At 53.1% G+C, this 20,421-nt stretch carries 23 protein-coding genes and 1 riboswitch; of the genes, 19 read left to right on the top strand and 4 right to left on the bottom strand.

Annotation, left to right across the window (positions count from 1 at the left end; genetic code table 11):
• Window positions 1-150 precede the first annotated feature (150 nt).
• From ACR8BN_RS21115 to ACR8BN_RS21105, 3 genes are all read left to right on the top strand, one after another.
• Window positions 151-861 (top strand): IclR family transcriptional regulator, encoded by a 711-nt coding sequence (locus tag ACR8BN_RS21115; RefSeq protein WP_109651213.1) that lies wholly within the window; start codon window positions 151-153, stop codon window positions 859-861.
• Between the two features lie 462 nt (window positions 862-1,323).
• Entirely contained in the window at window positions 1,324-2,304 is a 981-nt protein-coding gene (locus ACR8BN_RS21110; protein WP_039387792.1) for a DUF1852 domain-containing protein, read from the top strand.
• A gap of 27 nt (window positions 2,305-2,331) precedes the next feature.
• A complete protein-coding gene (locus tag ACR8BN_RS21105; RefSeq protein ID WP_434747670.1) occupies window positions 2,332-3,363 on the top strand; it encodes a methionine synthase in 1,032 nt (343 codons plus the stop codon).
• A gap of 127 nt (window positions 3,364-3,490) precedes the next feature.
• Here ACR8BN_RS21105 and ACR8BN_RS21100 read toward each other — a convergent pair whose 3' ends face one another.
• Entirely contained in the window at window positions 3,491-4,069 is a 579-nt protein-coding gene (locus tag ACR8BN_RS21100) for a helix-turn-helix domain-containing protein (RefSeq protein WP_434747669.1), read from the bottom strand.
• 63 nt (window positions 4,070-4,132) lie between these two features.
• Between ACR8BN_RS21100 and ACR8BN_RS21095 the strand changes: the two genes are divergently transcribed.
• From ACR8BN_RS21095 to ACR8BN_RS21085, 3 genes are all read left to right on the top strand, one after another.
• Entirely contained in the window at window positions 4,133-4,642 is a 510-nt protein-coding gene (locus ACR8BN_RS21095) for a GNAT family N-acetyltransferase (RefSeq protein ID WP_434747668.1), read from the top strand.
• Between the two features lie 187 nt (window positions 4,643-4,829).
• Window positions 4,830-5,459 (top strand): LysE family translocator, encoded by a 630-nt coding sequence (locus tag ACR8BN_RS21090; protein ID WP_010247507.1) that lies wholly within the window; start codon window positions 4,830-4,832, stop codon window positions 5,457-5,459.
• Window positions 5,460-5,644: 185 nt separating this feature from the next.
• Complete coding sequence (locus ACR8BN_RS21085) at window positions 5,645-6,073, top strand: GFA family protein (protein ID WP_434747667.1); 429 nt, start codon at window positions 5,645-5,647, stop codon at window positions 6,071-6,073.
• A 90-nt stretch (window positions 6,074-6,163) separates the two neighbouring features.
• Here the strand turns inward: ACR8BN_RS21085 and ACR8BN_RS21080 are convergent, their stop codons facing one another.
• Window positions 6,164-6,718 carry an AAA family ATPase gene (locus ACR8BN_RS21080; protein ID WP_434747666.1) on the bottom strand — a complete coding sequence of 185 codons (555 nt, stop codon included), beginning with the start codon at window positions 6,716-6,718 and terminating at the stop codon, window positions 6,164-6,166.
• A gap of 66 nt (window positions 6,719-6,784) precedes the next feature.
• On the opposite strand from ACR8BN_RS21080, the gene ACR8BN_RS21075 reads away from it, so the two are divergent.
• The 8 genes from ACR8BN_RS21075 (at window position 6,785) to ACR8BN_RS21040 (ending at window position 13,008) form a co-directional block, all read left to right on the top strand.
• Complete coding sequence (locus tag ACR8BN_RS21075; RefSeq protein ID WP_434747665.1) at window positions 6,785-7,318, top strand: hypothetical protein; 534 nt, start codon at window positions 6,785-6,787, stop codon at window positions 7,316-7,318.
• Window positions 7,319-7,585: 267 nt separating this feature from the next.
• Window positions 7,586-8,704: an alkene reductase gene (locus ACR8BN_RS21070; RefSeq protein ID WP_033760155.1), complete on the top strand. Its 1,119-nt coding sequence runs from the start codon at window positions 7,586-7,588 to the stop codon at window positions 8,702-8,704.
• A 16-nt stretch (window positions 8,705-8,720) separates the two neighbouring features.
• On the top strand, window positions 8,721-9,035 hold the full coding sequence (locus ACR8BN_RS21065; RefSeq protein WP_010247494.1) for an ArsR/SmtB family transcription factor: 315 nt from the start codon (window positions 8,721-8,723) through the stop codon (window positions 9,033-9,035).
• A gap of 248 nt (window positions 9,036-9,283) precedes the next feature.
• The gene (locus ACR8BN_RS21060) at window positions 9,284-9,829 is read left to right on the top strand and encodes a cysteine hydrolase family protein (protein ID WP_434747664.1); all 546 of its coding nucleotides are present in this window, start codon (window positions 9,284-9,286) and stop codon (window positions 9,827-9,829) included.
• Window positions 9,830-9,892: 63 nt separating this feature from the next.
• A riboswitch (TPP riboswitch) is annotated at window positions 9,893-10,012 on the top strand.
• Window positions 10,013-10,143: 131 nt separating this feature from the next.
• Window positions 10,144-11,082 (top strand): FAD-dependent oxidoreductase, encoded by a 939-nt coding sequence (locus ACR8BN_RS21055; protein WP_115765086.1) that lies wholly within the window; start codon window positions 10,144-10,146, stop codon window positions 11,080-11,082.
• Window positions 11,072-11,269, top strand: coding sequence for a sulfur carrier protein ThiS (thiS, locus tag ACR8BN_RS21050; RefSeq protein ID WP_031593393.1), 198 nt, complete (start codon window positions 11,072-11,074; stop codon window positions 11,267-11,269). The genes ACR8BN_RS21055 and thiS overlap by 11 nt, the downstream gene beginning before the upstream one ends.
• A gap of 2 nt (window positions 11,270-11,271) precedes the next feature.
• Window positions 11,272-12,030: a thiazole synthase gene (locus ACR8BN_RS21045; RefSeq protein WP_010247482.1), complete on the top strand. Its 759-nt coding sequence runs from the start codon at window positions 11,272-11,274 to the stop codon at window positions 12,028-12,030.
• 9 nt (window positions 12,031-12,039) lie between these two features.
• Window positions 12,040-13,008 carry a HesA/MoeB/ThiF family protein gene (locus ACR8BN_RS21040; RefSeq protein ID WP_434747663.1) on the top strand — a complete coding sequence of 323 codons (969 nt, stop codon included), beginning with the start codon at window positions 12,040-12,042 and terminating at the stop codon, window positions 13,006-13,008.
• 9 nt (window positions 13,009-13,017) lie between these two features.
• Here ACR8BN_RS21040 and ACR8BN_RS21035 read toward each other — a convergent pair whose 3' ends face one another.
• Window positions 13,018-13,431, bottom strand: coding sequence for an ASCH domain-containing protein (locus ACR8BN_RS21035; protein WP_010247476.1), 414 nt, complete (start codon window positions 13,429-13,431; stop codon window positions 13,018-13,020).
• Between the two features lie 252 nt (window positions 13,432-13,683).
• Complete coding sequence (locus ACR8BN_RS21030; RefSeq protein WP_434747662.1) at window positions 13,684-14,226, bottom strand: DsbA family protein; 543 nt, start codon at window positions 14,224-14,226, stop codon at window positions 13,684-13,686.
• Between the two features lie 317 nt (window positions 14,227-14,543).
• Between ACR8BN_RS21030 and ACR8BN_RS21025 the strand changes: the two genes are divergently transcribed.
• The 5 genes from ACR8BN_RS21025 to ACR8BN_RS21005 all read left to right on the top strand — a co-directional run bounded on the left by ACR8BN_RS21025 (window position 14,544) and on the right by ACR8BN_RS21005 (window position 20,269).
• On the top strand, window positions 14,544-14,813 hold the full coding sequence (locus ACR8BN_RS21025) for a hypothetical protein (RefSeq protein ID WP_039387768.1): 270 nt from the start codon (window positions 14,544-14,546) through the stop codon (window positions 14,811-14,813).
• Between the two features lie 447 nt (window positions 14,814-15,260).
• Window positions 15,261-15,851 (top strand): fimbrial protein, encoded by a 591-nt coding sequence (locus ACR8BN_RS21020; RefSeq protein WP_434747661.1) that lies wholly within the window; start codon window positions 15,261-15,263, stop codon window positions 15,849-15,851.
• A gap of 55 nt (window positions 15,852-15,906) precedes the next feature.
• Window positions 15,907-16,575 carry a fimbrial biogenesis chaperone gene (locus ACR8BN_RS21015; protein WP_069026655.1) on the top strand — a complete coding sequence of 223 codons (669 nt, stop codon included), beginning with the start codon at window positions 15,907-15,909 and terminating at the stop codon, window positions 16,573-16,575.
• A 117-nt stretch (window positions 16,576-16,692) separates the two neighbouring features.
• The gene (locus ACR8BN_RS21010; protein WP_434747660.1) at window positions 16,693-19,143 is read left to right on the top strand and encodes a fimbria/pilus outer membrane usher protein; all 2,451 of its coding nucleotides are present in this window, start codon (window positions 16,693-16,695) and stop codon (window positions 19,141-19,143) included.
• A 16-nt stretch (window positions 19,144-19,159) separates the two neighbouring features.
• On the top strand, window positions 19,160-20,269 hold the full coding sequence (locus ACR8BN_RS21005) for a fimbrial protein (RefSeq protein WP_434747659.1): 1,110 nt from the start codon (window positions 19,160-19,162) through the stop codon (window positions 20,267-20,269).
• Window positions 20,270-20,421: the final 152 nt, after the last annotated feature.

Raw genomic sequence — 20,421 nt, 5'->3', positions numbered from 1 at the left:
CAGGAACAACTAAGTTGTACAATATAAAACTACTATATCGATGTTAATTGAGTTCGCACCAGTGTTAAGCATTCATTTGTGATGTAAATACGATGTGAATCACAAATTGCGCGGTAAACTGCCTGCCGTCGCAAACAGGAGGACGTACCGATGGGGAATGAAGGCGTAATTGCCGTAGAAAAAGCGCTGGCGCTGCTGGATTGTTTCAGGCCTGGTGAGGAATCACTGACGCTGACCGCGCTGGCGCAGCTTTCGGGGTACCATAAAACGACAGTTTATCGTCTGATGAACTCACTTGAGCGCATGAACTATGTCATTCGTCGCGACAATGGCGTTTATACCCTTGGGCCAAGACTGCTTTATCTGGGCAAGCTCTATGAACAATCCTTTCATCTGGCCAGTATCGTTCAGCCTGAACTTCACGCACTGGCGACTGCGACAGGCGAAAGCGCCACATGGTATGTGATTGAAAACGGTCAACGACTCTGTCTTTTCAGAGCGGAGCCCTCTGAAGGACTGCGTGAAACACGTCTGCCCGGCACTTATCTGCCGCTGGATAATTCTGCCATCGGACAGGTGCTTCGTTACTGGGGGCTGAATGAACCCCTGTTTGACTCTGTACCTGAACTCCCGCTGTTCACGTCAGGTATCCGCGATCCGCATATCGCGGCATTTTCCGTACCGGTGTTTGGTGAAGGTAACAAACTGCTCGCGGCGCTGGCATTAACCGGTCCGGCTTCTCGTCTGACGCAGTCGATGCGCGACAGTGAGATGGGAAAACTGATGAAAGAGGCAGCCTGCAGGCTTTCGATAAAATCAGGCGCACATAAAGTAATGTGTGATAACGTTTATAAAATTTAGTCGTCTTGCCTGGCCATGACCGGGATGTATCAGTTGCCGCATCCGTGCTGCGTTTTAACGCTCTGCGGGTGGGAATCGGTTGATTTCCGCTAAATGACTAACAGCACGCTGGCGTGCCTGATTATGGGATCATGAAAGCCTCATCCAATAAGTAGAGATGAAAGGTCACGCCACCTCTGACATCTCTTGCTAATCCCTCTTTATGCGAGACTTTTTACACCCGGATTTTACCTCAGGTGTTAAAAGGCTCGCAGCCTCATGAAAATTTCCCCGCTTTACGGCCTCAACATGAATTTCCTTCATGTTCATTGAAATTTAATCACTTTTTTTCAACCGTGTGTTGAGGCATAAAGTAAGAATTGTTAATAACTTTGAGTCATATGAATAGTTGTAAAGGGCTAGCTACGCTGGATAACCCTTAAATGCAACAACGCATATCAGCGACCAGGATACCCGATAGCGATGAACAACTTAGCCTTTACCCTCAAGCGCATTCGTTTCGACGAAAACTATAATCCTTCGAAAAATACGCGGGCGACGACTAACTTCGCTAATTTAGCGCGCGGCGAAAAACGTCAGGAAAACCTGCACAACGCCCTGGTGATGATCGACAATCGTTTCAACTCTCTGGCGCACTGGGACAATCCAAAGGGCGACCGGTACTCTGTTGAACTTGAGATTATTTCTGCTGAGCTGAATCTTCGTCCCGGAAGCAGCGACGAATCGTTCCCGGCGATTGAGATTTTAAAAACGCATATCGTGGATCATAAAACCGGTCAGCGCAGCGAGGGGATTGTCGGCAATAACTTCTCTTCCTATGTGCGTGATTATGATTTCAGCGTTGTTCTGTCAGAACATAACAAAGGTCAGACTGAATTCAGCCTGCCGGATGATTTTGGTCAGCTGCATGGCAATATTTTCAAAAGTTTCGTGAACTCAGCGGTCTATAAAGAGAACTTCAGTAAATCGCCGGTTATCTGCCTGAGTGTATCGAGCAAAAACACCTACGTGCGCACCGGTAATCAGCATCCGGTATTGGGCATTGAATATCAGCAGGATGAACCTTCCCTGACTGACTTCTATTTCGGAAAAATGGGTCTGAAAGTGCGTTTCTTCATGCCACAGGGCAGTGTTGCGCCGCTGGCTTTCTATTTCCACGGTGACCTGCTCAGCGATTACACCAATCTCGAGCTGATCAGCACCATCAGCACCATGGAAACCTTCCAGAAGATCTATCGCCCTGAAATTTACAACGCGAATTCTGCAGCGGGACAGTGCTATCAGCCCACGCTGCAGCATCAGGATTATTCGTTAACCCGGATTGTTTACGATCGCGAAGAACGCAGCCGCCTGGCCGTCGAACAGGGTAAGTTTACTGAGACGCATTTTATTAAGCCGAATCAGACGCTTCTCGCGCAATGGTCTGCTGAATCCGTTCTTTGATTAATTAAATATAGAAGGTCACCTGCTATGAAAACCTTATTACCGACATCTACTGCTGGCAGCTTGCCTAAACCCTCCTGGATTGCGCAGCCAGAGGTGCTCTGGTCACCCTGGAAACTGCAGAATGAAGAGTTAGTCGACGGCAAAAGAGATGCGTTGCGTCTGTGTCTGGACGATCAGGTTCGGGCTGGTATTGATATCGTCAGCGATGGCGAGCAGACCCGTCAGCACTTCGTGACGACGTTTATTGAACACCTCAGCGGTGTGGATTTTGAAAAGCGTGAAGTGGTTCGAATCCGTAATCGCTATGATGCGAGCGTCCCGACCGTGGTGGGTGAAGTCTCACGTCAGAAGCCCGTGTTTGTTGAAGATGCGAAAATCCTGCGTAAGCTGACCGATCGTCCTATTAAGTGGGCGTTGCCGGGTCCGATGACGATGATCGATACCCTTTATGACAATCACTATAAAAGTCGCGAAAAGCTGGCCTGGGAATTCGCAAAGATTCTGAATCAGGAAGCCAAAGAATTAGAAGCCGCTGGCGTGGATATTATTCAGTTTGATGAGCCTGCGTTTAACGTCTTTTTCGACGAAGTGAATGACTGGGGCATCGCCGCGTTAGAGCGCGCCATCGAAGGTCTGAAGTGTGAAACTGCGGTTCATATCTGCTACGGCTACGGCATTAAAGCGAATACCGACTGGAAGAAAACTCTGGGTACAGAGTGGCGTCAGTACGAAGAGGTCTTGCCTAAATTACAGCGTTCGGCTATCGATATTGTCTCACTGGAGTGTCAGAACTCGCGGGTTCCGATGGATCTGATCGAGCTGATTCGCGGTAAAAAAGTGATGGTCGGTGCCATCGATGTGGCAACTCATACCATTGAGACACCTGAAGAAGTGGCAAACACGCTGCGCAAAGCGCTGCAGTTTGTGGATGCTGAAAATCTCTATCCTTCAACCAACTGCGGCATGATTCCACTGCCGCGTCAGGTTGCCAATGGCAAACTGCATGCGTTAAGTGCGGGCGCTGAGATCGTCCGCAGAGAGATTCTGGGGAAATAATCTTTCCCTGAGCAGATTCAGTCCGGCTGGCGATTTGATTCCTGAAAGGCGATCACTAGCCGGACTGAGTGACAATCATCCCTCTGCCAATGGTCGATTTACTCAGGGAGTTATGCCCTCTGCCTGCTCAGGCAGGCCGGAGTACGATAACGGCATATCGACAGCCGTTAGTCGTTTTATTTCTGAACACGCAATCAGCCGGATCGCCCAGTTCCAGACAGTCGCCAGCAGCCATCTCATAGGTGCTGGAACCTGCTTCAAAAGTCAGTGTCCCTTCAATTACCCATATCAGCTGGCGTCTTGAAATGTATGATATTGCCGGCATCGGCACAGCGGTATTTGCCGGCAGTTCGACACTGACCAGATCGACCGGCATCTCGCCCGGTGAAACGTGGCGACGCAGATAGCCGGTTTCCGGATCCTGCCACACCGGCTGATTTTCATGCCTGACCAGCGTCCCGGTTTGCACTTCAGTCTGAGCAAGCAGCTGTGAAATAGTCATATCAAACGAGCCTGAGAGGCGCGCTAACAGAACCGCCGTCGGGCTGCTCTCCCCACGCTCAATCTTATGGATCATCGCCCGTGAAACGCCTGAGTTATCAGCCAGCTCGGTAAGTGACCAGCCGCGTTTTTCCCTTTCCTCTTTTACCTTCTGACCGATGCGGATATTCAGGTTGTCTTCTTTGCTGGACTTTTTATCTAACATAATGGATAACTATCATAGTGAACAATTCATCTACTTTAGTGAGTGAGCAAAGGGGTGTCCACCATGATTATCCGTGCGGCTGTAGAAAGCGATGCTGAAATCATCGCAGAGATTTATAACGACGCGGTGCTTAACACCACCGCGATCTGGAATGAAAATCGTATTGATGTGGTTAACCGCATCGCGTGGATAAACAGCCGCCAGCAGGCCGGTTTTCCTGTGATTGTGGCGACAGACAATGATGTTAACGTCCTTGGATATGCCTCTTATGGTGACTGGCGTCCCTGGGACGGATATCGTCATACGGTTGAGCATTCGGTTTATGTTCATAAAGTTGCACGAGGTAAAGGCGCGGGTGCCGCCCTGATGCAGGGGCTTATCCAGCTTGCTCACGAAGCCGGGAAGCACGTTATGGTGGCGGCGATTGAATCGGAAAATGCGGCATCCATTGCCCTGCATAAAAAACTGGGATTTATTGAGTCTGGCAGAATGACGGAGGTTGGAACTAAGTTTGGACGCTGGCTGGATTTGACATTTTTGCAGCTGCGTCTGGATGACCGTAAACGACCCTGAGTTGTCCCTGAAAGGGAATCCATTGATGCTGCTGCCGACCCTTGCCGGGCAGTCCGCTATCTCTGGAAAACTTTTGATTGCTGCAGACCGTTTAAAGCGAGAAACGAAGCCGCAACGAACCAGGAGATAGCAAATTTGTACGTCAGCCGATATAACAGATTAATAACAATCCATCGCAGAGGACATCATGGCGCTTTCGCACGAATTAATCCTGATCTTCACCACCTACTTTGTCGCTACAGCCAGTCCCGGGCCAAGTAATATGGCGATAATGGGAACGGCAATGAAAAAGGGCAGAGGTGCCGCACTGGCGCTGGCTGCGGGTGTCGTGAGTGGTTCGATGCTCTGGGCGCTGCTCGCCGCCTGCGGTGTGCTGACCGTGCTGGCAACCTTTGCACAGTTGCTGATCGTGTTAAAAATTGGCGGAGGGTTATATCTGTTATGGCTGGCGTTTAAAGCCGGCAAATCTGCTTTACGCCGCACTGAGGCCAGCGATTTTAAAGCCAGCGATGAGCGTGTCGCGTATGGCAGACTGTTCCGTCAGGGTATCCTGATGCATATCGGCAACCCCAAAGCGATTCTTACCTGGGTGGCCATTATGTCGTTTGCACTGAAGCCGGATGTGGTCGCCGCCACGCTGCCGATAATCATCTGCGGCTGTGCGGTGATTTGCGTGGTTGTGTTCGGCGGTTATGCTCTGCTGTTCTCAACTGCCATGATGGGCGCATTCTACCGTCGCATTCGTCGCGGACTCGATGCGCTATTAGCCTGCTGCTTTGCGCTGGCAGGGCTGAAACTGGTATTCAGCCGCAGTTAGTACTGATGAAGGTGTACGAGGGGTTATCCGCTTCTGGCCCAAAACTGCAAAAGATCATGCAATGAGCCGGAGCGGCATTAAAATGACAGGGTTGCGGTAGCGCTTCAGCAGCCTCTTACCCAAACACCACTATGGTCGCGCAGGTAGTCAGACAAACCAGGAATGTGAGTGAACAGGATGATGAAATGAAAGGCGCATGTCTGTGTGAAACCGTTGCTTTCGAAATATCAATAACCCCCACGCGCTATTACCGTTGTCACTGTTCTCTGTGCAGAAAACAGAGCGGAACCGGCTATAACCTAGCAACGATCGTAAAAGAGAGTGACTTCAGCTGGATTTCCGGTGAGAACCAGATCGCGTCATGGCGCAAACCCACAGGTTATCGCAACGATTTTTGCGCCAGTTGTGGCTCTACAGTGCCTAACCGGTTGCGTGGCAGGCCTTATATCTGGCTTCCGGTTGGTTTACTCAGTGAGCCTGCTGATATGCAGTGCACAGGTGATTATTGTACTGATGACGCCATGCCCTGGGACACAACCCGTTCAGAGACGAATCATGCCGGGTCGGTAGATTCGCTGGACTCTCTTCTGACGAGCTTAATGCTTTTTGATTGAGGGCAGTGGTGCTTCTTTTTTTTCAAAAAAGGTTACTGAGTCAAAGCGACCCCATTAACGGAAAACAGACGTTATTCCGGCAGCCTGCGTTCATCGATCATTATTCGTTAGCTGTAATCCCCAGTAGTCAGAACAGGCTTTGACATCGCGGGGAGAAGGAAGCAGAAGTTTTGGCAGTCTGACCTGGTCGTAAAGCGTTTTATGCCGCTTCCGATTTTGTGGGGCAGTACAGATCATATATTTCAGCATCTCAAGGGTCATCGGCTCTCTGCCCATCTTCAGACCGCCAATACGCGGCGTGGATGAGTAACATCTGCGAATATACCGCAGCAGTGCCACTGTCACTTTTACATCCAGCAGAATTAAGCTGGTGGCACGAGCGAATCGTTCTTCAATGCATTTTGTGTAATTACCCTCCATCACCCATCTTTCCTGACTCACCGCCTCAGCATGCAAACGGAGAAATTCTGCCGGTGTTCTTGGCACCCATTGACTGCCCGGAATATGGTGAAGCTGGTCCAGATGAACCGCGGGTAGATCTGTTTTGTGAGCAATGGCCTCAGCTAAGGTCGATTTTCCGCTGTTCGAGGGACCCATAATACAAATGCGTGGCCCAAGCGCGTCTAATGGAAGTGCATTATTCACAACGTCTCCTCTGAATTAACCCTGTCTGAAATGGATAAATGCGCGGCTGCCAATACGTAGACCGCTATGGATGAGTTTGCCGCTGCACTCCATGAGGTGCTGGCTGAAGGCCAGGTGGGCCGTAATCAGTACGACAATTCGGATACCTCGGAAGCCATGGCGCTGACCCTGACGCAGTCTAAGCTCCATAAACTGATAGAAAAATATGTCTCCGGCGATAACCAGAAGCAGGCGAATGAGATTGCTGATGAGATGATAAGCCTCAGAGTCGCCATTCGTGAACGTCAGACGTTGCTGGGAGCACAGGATACGCTGACGTTAGCCATGCGTCATGGAACACGCGACATGCAGGAGAGCGCACGTGATTATCTCAGCCAGGTTGAGAGCGTTACCGCACGGCCACAGGTGGAGCTGGCCGGGATGATGGAAGCCATCAAGTCGGGCCGTGATATGGACTCTGTCTTCAGCACCTTTGCCGATTTGATTCGTGCCACGCCGAATCCTGACAACAAAGCACAGCTCTCCATTGATGGCGCACTCAGTCAACTGGAGGTTTATCATCAGCAGTGGCAGGCGTTCACTGAAAAATACGCCTCCTGATGTTCTTATGATCCTGCAGACAGCACCTCCGTCCCGGCGAAGCAATTTGCCTGAAAGCGGGGTCTGCAGGATCTCCTCCTGACGTTACGCAGTCAGGCGCTGCGCTGAGAGACTGTTAATCCACGCGCTGTCAGCACGCCACCCTGATAGTGACCCTCTGCCAGAAACCACCGATACCGCCCTGGACAAAAAGCACAGATTACACATTTACAAATTTAAATGTGTAAATATAATGTCGCCTCTTCACACATCAGAGGATTTTTTGTCATGCCGTCACTTTTTACCCCCTTGAGTCTGGGCGACCTTCAGCTTCGTAACCGCATTGTACTGCCGCCACTGACGCGTTGCCGCAGTGAACAACCGGGCAACATTCCCGGCGAGATGATGGTGGAGTACTACCGCCAGCGTTCCAGCGCGGGACTGATGATCACCGAAGGCACCCAGATTGAGCCTCGCGGGCAGGGCTATGCATGGACGCCGGGGATCCACAGCGAAGCGCAGATCGCCGGCTGGAAAAAGGTAACAGAGGCAGTACATCAGCAAGGGGCCACGATTTTCTGCCAGCTCTGGCATGTTGGCCGCGTGTCGCATAATGAACTGCAGCCGGGCAAGCAGGCACCCGTTGCCCCTTCAGCCATTGCAGCCGATAACGTCCGGGTATTTATTGAAACCGGACCCGGCGCCGGCATATTGACCGCACCCAGCGAGCCACGCGCACTGACTACATCGGAAGTTAAAGAGATCGTAGAGCTTTACCGACGCGCGGCGGAGAATGCCAAAGCGGCCGGTTTCGACGGTGTGGAACTGCATTCCGCCAACGGTTATCTGATTAACCAGTTTATTTCTGAGCACACCAACTTCCGTACGGATGAATATGGCGGATCTGCTGAGAATCGTCTGCGCTTCCTGCGAGAAGTCGTTGAGGCGGTCAGCTCGGTATTTGGCAGCCACCGCGTTGGCGTCAGATTTGCGCCTCTGTTTACCAGTACCGACGAAGAGCGCGTCTATCTCGGCCTGGTTGAAAGTGATCCACACGCGACCTACATCCGCGCAGCAGCACTGCTGAACGAGCTGGAAGTTGGCTATCTCTCCATTGCTGAAGCCGACTGGGACAATAGTCCGGAGATGCCAGAGAGCTTCCGTGTCGCGCTGCGGGAAACATTCCGCTCTCCGATCATCTATTCGGGTCGCTACACGGCTGAAAAAGCGCAGCATGTGCTGGAAAAAGGCTGGGGCGACCTGTTTGGTTTTGGCCGCTCATTCATCGCTAATCCCGATTTGCCCGCGCGGATTAAATCAGGATATCCGCTGAATGAGGTCGATCACGCCTCCCTGTATGGCGGCACTGAGAAAGGCTATACTGACTATCCATTTTACCCATCCTGATATTCTGTGAGGCGGCATGTCCCCCGAAAATGCCCTGAAGTTACTGTCCAACCCGACCAGAGTGGCAGTGCTGAAGTGGCTTAAAAATCCTGACGAAGCGTTTGCGGGCTATACCCAGCTCTATCCCTTCGATCAGTATGGCGTCTGTGCCAGCCTCATACAGGACAAGGCGGGCTTATCACAGCCCGCCACCTCGTTATGCCTGAAAGCGCTTCACAATGCGGGGCTGGTTGAAGCCAGCAAAGTCGGGAAATGGACTTACTATCGCCGCGCCGAACCGCGCATACGTGAAATAACCGACGCGGTAACCCAATCGCTGCAGGCGCTTTAAAAGCGACGGCGTACAGGGTAATGTAGATGTCAGCGCCATCCTTATGAGGGTGACTTCACCTAACGCATTAACTCAGGGTCAGAAAATGTTTATGTCAGTTCAGTCTTTCACAACCGTCACCACCACCACCGCCCCTGGCGGCGGCGTGAGCGACTCTGTGACTGGCACCTGACACAACAGATTCTCACTCCCCGCCGAACCGGACGGGGAGCTGTTCTCCGTTCTTAAAAACTGAATGGAGACAGGTCATGGTTACATCTGAAAGTGCACTTTTAATTATCGACATGCAGCAGGGCCTTTTTAATGGTCCCGAGGCTCCCTTTGCCGCAAATTCGATTTTGTCGAACATCTCACTTCTCATTACTAAAGCCCGGGATTCTGCCGTCCCTCTCTTTTTTGCACGCCATATCGGCCCGGATGATTCCCCTTTTAACGAGCAAAGCCCGCTGACGCGCCTGATCCCGGAATTGCAGGTTAACCCGCAGAGTGATGTCGTCTTCACCAAAAGATATCCCAGCTGTTTCAGGGATACTGGCCTGCAGCTTCAGCTGAGGCAAAAGGGCATTAAACAACTGGTGATTGCGGGGATGAAAACGGAGTTCTGTGTTGATACCACCTGTCGGGCAGCCCCGGAGCTGGGTTTTAGCGTCGTACTGATTTCCGATGCGCACACCACCGTCGATAATCCCCACCTCTCTGCGGAGAAGATTATTGCGCATCACAACCAGACGCTGGCGGGACCCTTTGTGACGCTGGCAACCGCAACTGACTGGCATTTCGGTTCTGCCGGTTAAGTCCGATTTTCTGACCCGGTTCTATGCAGTCTGCTTGACGAAGCTGTCTGCTTAACTTACAACTAAATCCGTCAGGGGAGTCTCGCCAGAGAGACTGAGAGGCTAATAGCGCACCGCGCGGCTTAGCGACCCTTAGAACCTGACCCAGTTGATACTGGCGTAGGAAGACGGGTATCTCATCAGATACTTGCCGCAGGGGCGCATTCGCGACGTTCCTGCCTTTTCCCTCTGTATCACGGGTCTTCGTTAACTGATAACGAGGCCAAATTGAAAAATCTCATCCTGAATCTTTCTTTTCCTGTCCGGTGGATACCATGAGCCGCTGGTCGGTGCTCGGCAGCGGCGTTGCCGGGCTTTGTGTCGCCACGCTGCTGCTGGAGCGGGGAGAAACGGTCGAAGTTATTACTCAGCCTGACTGCCGTGCGGCCTCGCACTGGGCGGGCGGCATGCTCGCGCCCTGGTGTGAAGCAGAAAGCGCACCGCCACAGGTGATCGAATGGGGCCAGCACGCGGCCAGCTGGTGGGCGAAACGCGTTGATGGCGTGGAACAGCAGGGCACGCTGGTGGTTGCTCCGCCGCGTGACAGCCGTGAACTGACGCGCTTCGCCAGCATGACGCAGCAGCATCAGTGGGTTTCACCCGGTGACATTGAACCCGCGCTGGAAAACCGCTTTGCCCGCGGCCTGTTTTTCGCCGCAGAGGCGCATCTCGATCCGCGCCGCGCCTTGCAGCAACTGTGCGACAAACTGCAACAGGCTGGCGTCCCCTTTCACAGTGGTAAACCCGGCGGCAAAATCATCGACTGCCGTGGCATCCACGCCACCGATCGGCAGCCAGCCCTGCGCGCCGTGCGGGGCGAAATGGTGATCCTGCACACATCTGACGTACAACTCTCCCGTCCTGTACGGCTGCTGCACCCGCGCTTTCCCTGCTATCTGGTGCCGCGCGCCGGAGGCCACTTCATGCTGGGTGCCACCATGGTGGAAAGCCACGACAGCAGCCCGATCAGCGCCAGGGCGATGATGGAATTGCTCAGCGCCGCTTACAGCCTGCATCCGGCGCTGGCCGAAGCGCGGATCGTGGAGAGCGGCACCGGTCTGCGTCCTGCTTACCGGCAGAACCTGCCGGAAGTCCGCTACGAAAATGGCCGTTTCTCACTTAACGGCCTCTACCGCCACGGCTTTTTGCTGGCCCCGATCATGGCTGAAAAACTTATGCTGCAACTGACTCAGGAGATAACTCATGCGCGTTGAACTGAATGGACGCACGATTGAAACCAGCGCAACGACGCTGGCGGAGCTTATGGCGGAGCAGCAGATCGATCCGCGGACCGTCGCCACCGCGCTGAACGGGGAGTTTGTACCGCGTAGCCGCTATACCAGCCAGCAACTTGAGGCGGGCAACCAGCTCGAAATCCTGTCACCGATGCAGGGAGGTTAACCATGTTCTATCAATTTACTCCGCAATCCCGATTTCTGCTTGGCACGGCCGGTTATCCGTCACCGGACATTCTGCATCAGGCGATCAACGCGTCTGGCGCGGAGATTATTACCGTCAGCCTGCGGCGGGAAGGCAGTGAAGGCGGCGCTTTCCGCACGCTGCTGCAACAGCTCAACAAACGTATTCTGCCGAATACGGCGGGCTGCCACACGGTGAAAGAGGCGGTGACGACGGCGCAGATGGCGCGCGAACTGTTCGACACACCGTGGATCAAGCTGGAAGTGATTGGCCATGCCGACACGCTGCAGCCCGATCCTTTTGCCCTGGTTGAAGCTGCGCGAATTCTCTGCGCTGACGGGTTCCAGGTGTTTCCCTACACCACGGAAGATCTGATTGTCGGCGAAAAGTTGCTGGAAGCGGGCTGTGAAGTGCTGATGCCCTGGGGCGCGCCGATCGGCTCCGGCCAGGGGCTGCGGAATATCGAGGGACTGCGCGCTATGCGTGCGTGGTTTAAAGATGTGCCGCTGATTATTGATGCGGGCATTGGCGCACCTGGCCAGGCGGCTCAGGCGATGGAGATGGGTTTTGATGGCGTGCTGCTCAACACGGCGGTGGCAAAAGCGCGCGATCCGGTGCGCATGGCCGGTGCCTTTGCTGCTGCGATCCACGGCGGACACGAGGCGTTTCAGGCGGGATTGATGGAGCAGCGCGACATGGCGTCTGCCTCTACGCCCATTTTTGGTCTGGCACAATTCAGTTAAGGAGCAAAGATGGAGCGTTATCAGCGACAGACGATGTTGCCAGAGATTGGTGAAGCGGGGCAGCAGCGGCTGAGCAGGGCAAGGGTGCTGGTGGTGGGGGCGGGCGGGCTTAGTGCAACGCTGCTGCCGTTACTGGCAGGTGCGGGTGTGGGATTTATCCGTCTTTACGATGGCGATCGGGTTGAACTGCACAACCTCCACCGGCAGACGCTGTTTGGCGTCGACGATGTGGGTCAGCAGAAAGTATTTTGCGCTCAGCGTGCGCTGGCGCAGCGCAATCCTGACTGTCGCGTTGAGGCGCATCCTCACGCGCTAAGCGCCAGTCAACTGCCGCAGGCGCTGGAGGGGATCGATCTGGTAGTGGACGCGGCGGATAACTTCGCTATGACTTATCAGCTCTCCGACGCCTGTTATCCGGCAGGCCTGCCGCTGATCTGCGCCTCGGTGCTGGGACGCAAAGGCTATGTTGGCGGATTCTGTGGCGGTGCGCCTGGCTATCGCGCGCTGTTCCCGCAGCTGCCCACGGCCTCGGGTAACTGCAATACGGCAGGCGTAATGGGACCGGCGGTAGCAACGCTGGGCGCAATGCAGGCGCAGATGGCGCTGAGCGTATTGTTAAAACTGACGCCATCGCCGCTCGGCTGCATGATCCACTGTGACTTTGTTGACTGGCATATCAGGCAGTTTCGTTTTGATGACGCACCTGAACCTGACGCGCCCGGCACGCCCTTTATCGATCGGGCCATGCTGATGGAGGCTGATTGCATAGTGGAGTTGCGTAGCCTGGAAGAGGCACCGGTCAGTGTGGCCGATCGGGTGGTGCGGATTCTGCCGCAGCAGATAGCGGACTGGCAGCCGCCGGTCGATCAGCGTGTGGTACTGGTGTGTGCCAGTGGCATGCGCGCAGCCCAGGCGGCTGAGAACCTCGCCGCGCGGGGGATTACGCGGCTGGCGCTGGTGGCGGCAAACACGCTGTAGCGTGCCGGTTTAGACTACCTCAACCAGCTGGAACGTCTCGAAGATCAGCTCCATTTCGCTGTGAAAATAGCCTTCACGCTCGAAGTAGCGCTGATGTTCCTGACGCCAGTGGTCGAGGCTCAGATCGCCTTCACCCTCCAGCATCGCCATCTCGGGCGTCACGCGGTCAAAGCGCGTCAGGAACAAGCCGGTGGTGCGGATCACGCAGACGGGTTGCTGTTCGCCGTTGAGAACAATGCTGTAACCGCCCGGTTGAGGCAATGCTTCCTGATCCTGCCAGCTCCGCAACGACCCGCAGGTGGCCACTTTCTTACCGGCAATAATCAGCGTTGCGAGCTCGCTGGCTAATTCCGGGGAGTCACCGAATGCATCTGTGAAGGCGCCCGGATATTTGTCCTGCAGTTGTTGCAGTGTCATCGTCATCAGCAAATCCTCAATGAATTGGGCTTGCGGGCCCGGCGTAACGTCAGGTTATCGCCATGCAGGCCAGCGGTGCCGTTAAGATGAACAGCGGCAGCGGCTGTATTCCCACCGTCTGCTGCTGATAGCGGTACAGCTTACCCGGCCTCCACATAGGAAAACAGGCTTAATTATCAGGATATTGAGTTAACACGTGAGTGGGGTCGCAAAGGAGAGAATCAGTCTGGCGCGGCCAGGTACAGCCGCGCACTAAGATTAACGAATCAGAAAGCTTGCCCAGTGCGCTATATCGTCACCGCTGCTGATTTCGGGCTGTACCAGACCGTTAACCATAAAAGTCGGTGAAACGTGAATACCGTTCTGACGCGCATACTTGCAGTGCCATTTAATGGCTTTCTGCAGGTCGGGCTGATCAAATGCGGCGCTGGCATCCACGCCGCTGACCTCTTTCAGGCGGGCGAGGATCTGATTCGGCGTGGCATCGCGGTTCGGACCGGTACAGTGATCGGTGAACTCAAACTCTTCACGGTGATCGGCTACCGCCTGCATGACCTTTTTCGCGGTCTCTTTACTTTCGCAGGCGGCGGCAAGGATATAGCGCACTATCAGCCCGGAATAGAGGTGCCACGGCTGTGATTGCAGACGGATCTTCAGGGTGATGTTCTCTTCACCCGCGTGCGCCAGTAACGCGTCGAATTTATTGAAGGCGCGCACCGAAAAAGGACAGGTGGGTTTCAGAAAGACTTCAAAGATCTCAGGGCCGTGGCCCCATACCAGTACATCAGCGTGCTGACTCATCGACAACTCCTTGAACATTAACGAGACGGGAAACCTGTTTACCCTGGCAAATCCCTCTGACATCAGCCAGTTAAGAATCAGCTGTAATTGTTACAAAAAACAGCAATCAGCTGATGAGTCGCGTGTAATACGCGACAGGCAGGTCCATTAGTCGTTAGAATTACCAACTTTGGCATTTTCAACTGCTGGCACGGCGTAGCCGCCCATGTACAGCTATAGTTGTCAGCAGTGTGCAATCTTTTGCAGGATGCAGCCATTTAAGCTGCTTCACTGCTGTTTGTTTGCCCGGAGCTGATAAGCGTTAGAAGAGGTTAATTTTGCATACCGATCTCACCTGGAAAACTCTCCATCACGTCATCAATCAGACAATCTCTGACATGCTTGACGAGCAGCAGACCATTGATGTGTTATCACTGCGCGCCCGGCTGCATGAACTGGCTGAAAAAGAGGAGGATGAGGTCATGCTGCTCTGTTACTGGCAGGCGAGCAAAATTCTGATGCGATTACCTACGACCGTCACCGCCAGTCAGTTAATGACCGCGGCACGCCACGCTTTTCGTACTCCCATAAGTCACGATTTGCTTTGAGCTGACTGGCTCGCGGCATCAGTGAAAATCACGCAAGTCGAAAACCTGGTGTGGCTGATGATGTAAAACCCGAGGTGAGCCGCTGCTAATCACCGCTGAGAACTTCCACTATCGCATAATTTCCCCGGCGGCCAACTTATATATTCGCATTCTGGAATGGTTGTATATTTAAGGTTTATATTAATTGCCTTCTTAGTAAAAATATTATTTTCAATAAATAATTTTTCACCTTCTTAAACTGATGTAGATCAAGGAAGACTGCCAATGTATATCTTCTGTGTAAGAACCTAAACGTCTCGTTTAATTTTTATATAGCTGTGAGAGGCTAATATAGCAGCAACATAATAAACCTCGGGTTGTTATGTTGGCGCATTTCTGTAAATGCATATTTATCCATCAGGTGACTAATTACAGCCACTTTGCATGTATTAAAAAGAGACAGGTTTGATGAATATCAGAAAACATATTCTGCCCGTGGCACTGGCTGGCCTTATGGTGTCCGGATCAGCATTAGCCACGCCTGCTGATGGTCCATCACCGATTACTCCTAATCCGGGAGCAGCAGCCGGTACACAGGGTGCCGGTGGTGAAGTGAAATTTACCGGCGAAATTACCGATGTTTCCTGTGACGTTTCTACCGCCAGTAAAAACCAGAGCGTTGATTTAGGTAAATGGGCGAAATCGTATTTCGAAAGCCGTAACGAAACTACGGAAACGCCATTCACTATCTCTGTGAAGGATTGTCCTTCATCAGTTAAAACGGTGGCTGTCCTGTTTGATGGCGACAAAGATAGCGGTGACAACTCCCTGCTGAAAGTTACCAGCGGTGGCGCGTCCGGCGTGGGAATTAAACTTTATGAAGCTGACCGCAGCACGCCAATTGCGATTGGATCTGTCTCCAAAGCAGTCAACATGGTGGCGGCTGAAGAGGGAGGTTCTGCCGACTTAAATTTCTTTGCCGATTATAAAAGCGATGGTGCGCCAATTGCCGTCGGTGCTGCCAACTCAGTCTCTAACTTTGTGATGATTTATAACTGATTAATAGCAGGGGTAACCCTGCTTCCCCTCCGAAATATCAATGGCACAAATATCTATGTTTAAGGTAATAAGACTTATTTCACTCTTTTCTGCGTGCATGCTTAGCATGGCTGCCCATGCGGGTGTGGTAATGGGAGGGACGCGTATTATTTTTGTGGAAGGCAAAAAGGAGGCAACACTTTCGGTCACCAATCAGGATAAAAATACGCCGTATCTGGTTGAATCCTGGATAGAGAACTTTGATCAAAATAATCATTCCCGGGTACCATTTATTGTTACGCCACCGCTATTCCGGCTTGATGCGGAAAAAGAGAATCTGTTAAGGATTAATTATCTGGGGATGCCCCTGCCGAAAGATCGTGAATCGGTGTTCTGGCTGAATGTGAAATCTATCTCACCGACGCCGCGCGAGAAAAGTAACCAGCTTCAGGTCAATATTAAATCGAAATTTAAGCTTTTTTATCGGCCAAAAGGATTGCCGGGTAATCCGGCTGATGCCTGGCAGCAACTCTCATTCCGCCATGAAGGCAATCAGCTGATTGTGCATAACCCAACGCCTTACTTTGTCTCATTTTATTCGCTCAGCGTTAATCATCACGAGATACAGGATCCTGGCATGATTGGCCCTGGAGAAGATCGGCACTGGCGCGTCGCTGATTCCGGCGCAGTGACCTGGTCTGCAATCAACGACTATGGCGGCATTACCGAACAACGTACGCGCTAGTTGTTATTTGTAATTTATTTTGTTTTAAACCCGGGACCATCATCAGTGAAAGTTAATCAGCACGCTCAGAGAGGAAACAGAAGGTACGCAAAGCCGCTTTATGCCTCTCCCTGGTTAATGCTGATTTTGTTCTGCCCGCCGCGTGGTGCTCGCGCGGATGACTATTTTGACCCGGCGGCGCTGGAATTTTCATCCGATCAACATCACGCCACCGATCTCCACTATTTTGCTCGTGAGGGCGGACAGCAACCCGGCACTTATCATGTCACGCTGTTGCTCAACAACAGAGTTATTGATAGCCGGGATGTCAGCTTCGTGCAGGGCAGAGCCGGGCTGGTTCCGCAACTGACGGTGGCAGAGCTGGCCGCGATGGGGGTGAACGTCAACGGTTTTTCCGCGCTCACCCATCTGAAAAGAGATGAGGCCATCGAAGAGTTAGGCGATTTCATTCCCGAAGCATCGACCCACTTTGATTTCGCACATCAGCAGTTAAACCTTTCAATTCCACAAATCGCGCTGATGGTGAAAGATCGCGATTATGTCGATCCTGCACGCTGGGATGAGGGTGTATCGGCTGCTTTTGTGAACTATACCCTTTCTGGCAGCAGCAGCCGCAATCAGCGTGACCGCTGGAACTCGACGCTACTCAGCCTGCGCAGCGGGGCCAATCTTGGTGCATGGCGGCTGCGTAACACGTCCACATGGCGCTACGATCAGGTCAGTCAATGGCAGTCTCAAACCACCTTTCTGGAGCGGGATCTTAAGGCACTGAAAAGCCAGTTTAGGGTAGGAGACACCTATACGACCGGCGATGTTTTTGACAGCGTGCAGTTTCGCGGTATGCAGATCATGTCTGATGACACCATGCTTCCGGAAAGCCAGCGCGGCTTCGCCCCGTTGATCCACGGCATCGCCCATAGCAATGCGCGGGTAACGGTAAGCCAGCACGGCTATGTGATTTATGAAACCGTGGTCGCACCCGGCGCGTTCGAAATCAAAGATCTCTATCCCACGTCCCAGAGCGGTGACCTCGACATCACTATCCATGAAAGTGATGGTTCAGTGCGCTCCTTCACTCAGCCTTACTCTGCCGTGCCTTATATGCTGCGTCAGGGGCATCTGAAATACAGCGTCAGTGGCGGTCGTTATCATTACTCAGGCAGCAGCAACCTGCGTACGCCTGAATTTGTGCAATCCACGCTGTTCTACGGACTGCCACATGATTTTACCGCCTTTGGTGGCCTGCAGGTTGCGCAAAACTATCACGCTGTGGCGGCGGGCCTGGGTAAAAGCCTGGGTGATTTTGGCTCGCTGGGAACCGATGTGACTCTGGCAAAAACCCGTATGCCTGAAGGACAAAGCCGGAGTGGTCAGTCGCTGCGTGCGCAATATCAGAAAAATTTCGCCTCCACCAATACCTCTTTCAGCATGGCAAGCTATCGCTACTCCTCCAGCGGTTTTTACGCCTTCAGCGAGGCCAATGCGATGACCAGTCCGGCAAGCTATGTGGCAAATAAACGCAGTCGCTCAGAAATTTCAGTCTCTCAGGGTATCGGTGATTACGGCAGCCTCAGTGCCTCCGCGTATGTGCAGCGCTACTGGCGATCAGACAATGAAGATCGCACATTACATCTGGGCTTCTACAGCAATTACAAAGCCATTTCCTGGGGCATTGCCTGGTTTTACACCGACTCGACCAGCGCCCGTAAAGCTGATCGTGCGGTCTCTTTTAATGTCTCCATCCCCTTCAGCGCGCTGCTACCAGACAGCTCCGTCAGCTACAGCATGAATGCCACCAATGATGGCGATGTGTCTCAGCAGGTCAGCCTTTCGGGCAGCGCGTTGCAGGACGATAGCCTGCACTACAACCTGCAACAGGGCCATGACAGTCAGGGACAGAACGTGAACAGCAACGGCTCGCTGGACTATCGCGGCAGTCGCGGCAGCGTCAGTGTCGGGGTCAGTCACGATCGGCGCAGCAGCCAGTTTAACTATGGCCTGTCGGGCGGGATCGTCGCGCATGAACACGGCATTACGTTGAGCCAGCCGCTGGGTGATACTTTCGCGATTGTCCGGGTACCGGATACGGCAGATGTGGGCATCCAGAGCGGCAGCAAAGTGGTCACTGATGGCCGTGGTTATGCGATTGTGCCTTCCCTCTCGCCTTACCAGGAAAACGCTATCGAGCTGGAAACGGATACGTTGCCCGACAACGTTGACGTCGAACTGGATGGGCAAAAGGCTATCCCTACGCGTGGAGCGATTGTGATGGCCGATTATGCCACCCACGTAGGTAACAGGGTGTTGTTCACCCTTACCTGGCAGGATACTTTTCCGCCCTTCGGTGCGGCTGGCCAGGTCGCACTTGCCGCCGCGGGTAAAGAGAGCAGTACCAGCGGTATCGTGGCCGAGAAAGGGGAACTTTATCTGAGCGGTGTACCGGCTAAGGGCGTCATCGTGGTGAGCTGGCAGGATGAGGGAGGGCAGAAAAGCTGTCGCGCACCGTTTCGCCTGCCAGCCGCCACTGGCTCTAACCCGGTCAGGCTGGTCTCTGCGGTTTGTCAGTAATCCACAGGAATTTAAGATGAAATCAGTTCAGCGACTAATGACAGGGATCATAGTGATGATCCCGGCGCTGGTTTGTATGCAGGCGCTGGGGCAGGAGTCCTGTCAGGGTATCAGTCAGGTTGTGGTACAGGTGCAAAACGTCAACTATGTGCCGGGCGCAGCCGATGGCACACCCATTTCTGCGCAGATGCCTCTGCAAAGCAGTAATGCCTTCACCTGTAATAAAAACAGCGGTGAGCAGGGCTATAACTACAAGGATCTGGGGTTTGAGATTAACGCCGAAGAGTCCGGCTTACAGACGAATATTGCGGGCGGTCATAATACGCCAATATATCGTATGCCGGGAGCAGACAGCATCGGATTCGCTATCGGTTTCAGGGAGCCATCCTGGTGCGCCGGTACCTTCTCTGATACCAGCGGCAAGGGCAAAATCAGCTCGATCTGTAATTCACAGACCGGCCCACAGTTGAATTCTGCTCATGACATTACACTTCAGTCCTATGTGGTCTTCTATAAAATCCCGGGCCAGCAATCGCCCCTTAATCCAGGCAATCAACCGGCCAATGTCGGTCAGGTGAATATTGGCAATGCCAGCTTGAAGGTGGGGGATAGTGCAGCCAGTAGTCAGCCGATCAATGATAAGCCGCAGATCTTCCTCTCCAGCTTTACCGTGCAATATGGCAGCTGTGCTGTTGTCACCTCCCGGTCCGTGATTAATGTAGAGATGGGAAAAGTGAGTAAGGCGGAGTTTAGCGGTATCGGTAGCCGGGCGGGAAGTGAAAAAGGTTTTCAGATTCAGGTGATGTGTGAACACAGTGCAGCGGTTAAAGTGGGCTTCTTCGGTATGACTACCGCGGGTGATAAGGATGCCCTTAGCCTGACGCCACAGAGCAACTCTGCTTCAGGTGTGGGCATTGCCCTGACCTATGGGTCGGGCCTGCAGGTTCCTGAAGGCCAGCGGGTCCCTCTGAATGTGCCGACCGATCAACTGCCGGTGCTGACGACGATCTCCTCACCCAATCAGACGAAGTCGATGGCGTTTAACGCGCAATATATTCAGACCGACGGGCAGGTTATGGCGGGCAAAGCGGACAGCACAGTGACCTTTAACCTGGTTTATAACTAGGTTGTTCAGACTGTGCATTACAGGTGGGAACGGTGTGATGCATGCTGAATGCGCCACACTTTTCTACCCTGAGCGCTGACACAATCATTATCCGGGCTATCTCCTGCAGCAATCGTTAAAACCGGCACACCCGACCCGCTGTTTTCCCCAAT

It is taken from the genome of Pantoea sp. Lu_F5_004, assembly GCF_051136245.1.
GTDB lineage: Bacteria > Pseudomonadota > Gammaproteobacteria > Enterobacterales > Enterobacteriaceae > Pantoea > Pantoea agglomerans.
This window is presented reverse-complemented; position numbering and strand designations above follow the sequence as displayed.

What these genes read in the sequence shown, in the direction of transcription:
- ACR8BN_RS21115 (WP_109651213.1), top strand. Translation starts at nt 151, where the DNA reads ATGGGGAATGAAGGCGTAATTGCCGTAGAAAAAGCGCTGGCGCTGCTG.
- ACR8BN_RS21110 (WP_039387792.1), top strand. Translation starts at nt 1,324, where the DNA reads ATGAACAACTTAGCCTTTACCCTCAAGCGCATTCGTTTCGACGAAAAC.
- ACR8BN_RS21105 (WP_434747670.1), top strand. Translation starts at nt 2,332, where the DNA reads ATGAAAACCTTATTACCGACATCTACTGCTGGCAGCTTGCCTAAACCC.
- ACR8BN_RS21100 (WP_434747669.1), bottom strand. Translation starts at nt 4,069, where the DNA reads ATGTTAGATAAAAAGTCCAGCAAAGAAGACAACCTGAATATCCGCATC.
- ACR8BN_RS21095 (WP_434747668.1), top strand. Translation starts at nt 4,133, where the DNA reads ATGATTATCCGTGCGGCTGTAGAAAGCGATGCTGAAATCATCGCAGAG.
- ACR8BN_RS21090 (WP_010247507.1), top strand. Translation starts at nt 4,830, where the DNA reads ATGGCGCTTTCGCACGAATTAATCCTGATCTTCACCACCTACTTTGTC.
- ACR8BN_RS21085 (WP_434747667.1), top strand. Translation starts at nt 5,645, where the DNA reads ATGAAAGGCGCATGTCTGTGTGAAACCGTTGCTTTCGAAATATCAATA.
- ACR8BN_RS21075 (WP_434747665.1), top strand. Translation starts at nt 6,785, where the DNA reads ATGGATGAGTTTGCCGCTGCACTCCATGAGGTGCTGGCTGAAGGCCAG.
- ACR8BN_RS21070 (WP_033760155.1), top strand. Translation starts at nt 7,586, where the DNA reads ATGCCGTCACTTTTTACCCCCTTGAGTCTGGGCGACCTTCAGCTTCGT.
- ACR8BN_RS21065 (WP_010247494.1), top strand. Translation starts at nt 8,721, where the DNA reads ATGTCCCCCGAAAATGCCCTGAAGTTACTGTCCAACCCGACCAGAGTG.
- ACR8BN_RS21060 (WP_434747664.1), top strand. Translation starts at nt 9,284, where the DNA reads ATGGTTACATCTGAAAGTGCACTTTTAATTATCGACATGCAGCAGGGC.
- ACR8BN_RS21055 (WP_115765086.1), top strand. Translation starts at nt 10,144, where the DNA reads ATGAGCCGCTGGTCGGTGCTCGGCAGCGGCGTTGCCGGGCTTTGTGTC.
- thiS (WP_031593393.1), top strand. Translation starts at nt 11,072, where the DNA reads ATGCGCGTTGAACTGAATGGACGCACGATTGAAACCAGCGCAACGACG.
- ACR8BN_RS21045 (WP_010247482.1), top strand. Translation starts at nt 11,272, where the DNA reads ATGTTCTATCAATTTACTCCGCAATCCCGATTTCTGCTTGGCACGGCC.
- ACR8BN_RS21040 (WP_434747663.1), top strand. Translation starts at nt 12,040, where the DNA reads ATGGAGCGTTATCAGCGACAGACGATGTTGCCAGAGATTGGTGAAGCG.
- ACR8BN_RS21035 (WP_010247476.1), bottom strand. Translation starts at nt 13,431, where the DNA reads ATGACGATGACACTGCAACAACTGCAGGACAAATATCCGGGCGCCTTC.
- ACR8BN_RS21030 (WP_434747662.1), bottom strand. Translation starts at nt 14,226, where the DNA reads ATGAGTCAGCACGCTGATGTACTGGTATGGGGCCACGGCCCTGAGATC.
- ACR8BN_RS21020 (WP_434747661.1), top strand. Translation starts at nt 15,261, where the DNA reads ATGAATATCAGAAAACATATTCTGCCCGTGGCACTGGCTGGCCTTATG.
- ACR8BN_RS21015 (WP_069026655.1), top strand. Translation starts at nt 15,907, where the DNA reads ATGTTTAAGGTAATAAGACTTATTTCACTCTTTTCTGCGTGCATGCTT.
- ACR8BN_RS21010 (WP_434747660.1), top strand. Translation starts at nt 16,693, where the DNA reads ATGCTGATTTTGTTCTGCCCGCCGCGTGGTGCTCGCGCGGATGACTAT.
- ACR8BN_RS21005 (WP_434747659.1), top strand. Translation starts at nt 19,160, where the DNA reads ATGAAATCAGTTCAGCGACTAATGACAGGGATCATAGTGATGATCCCG.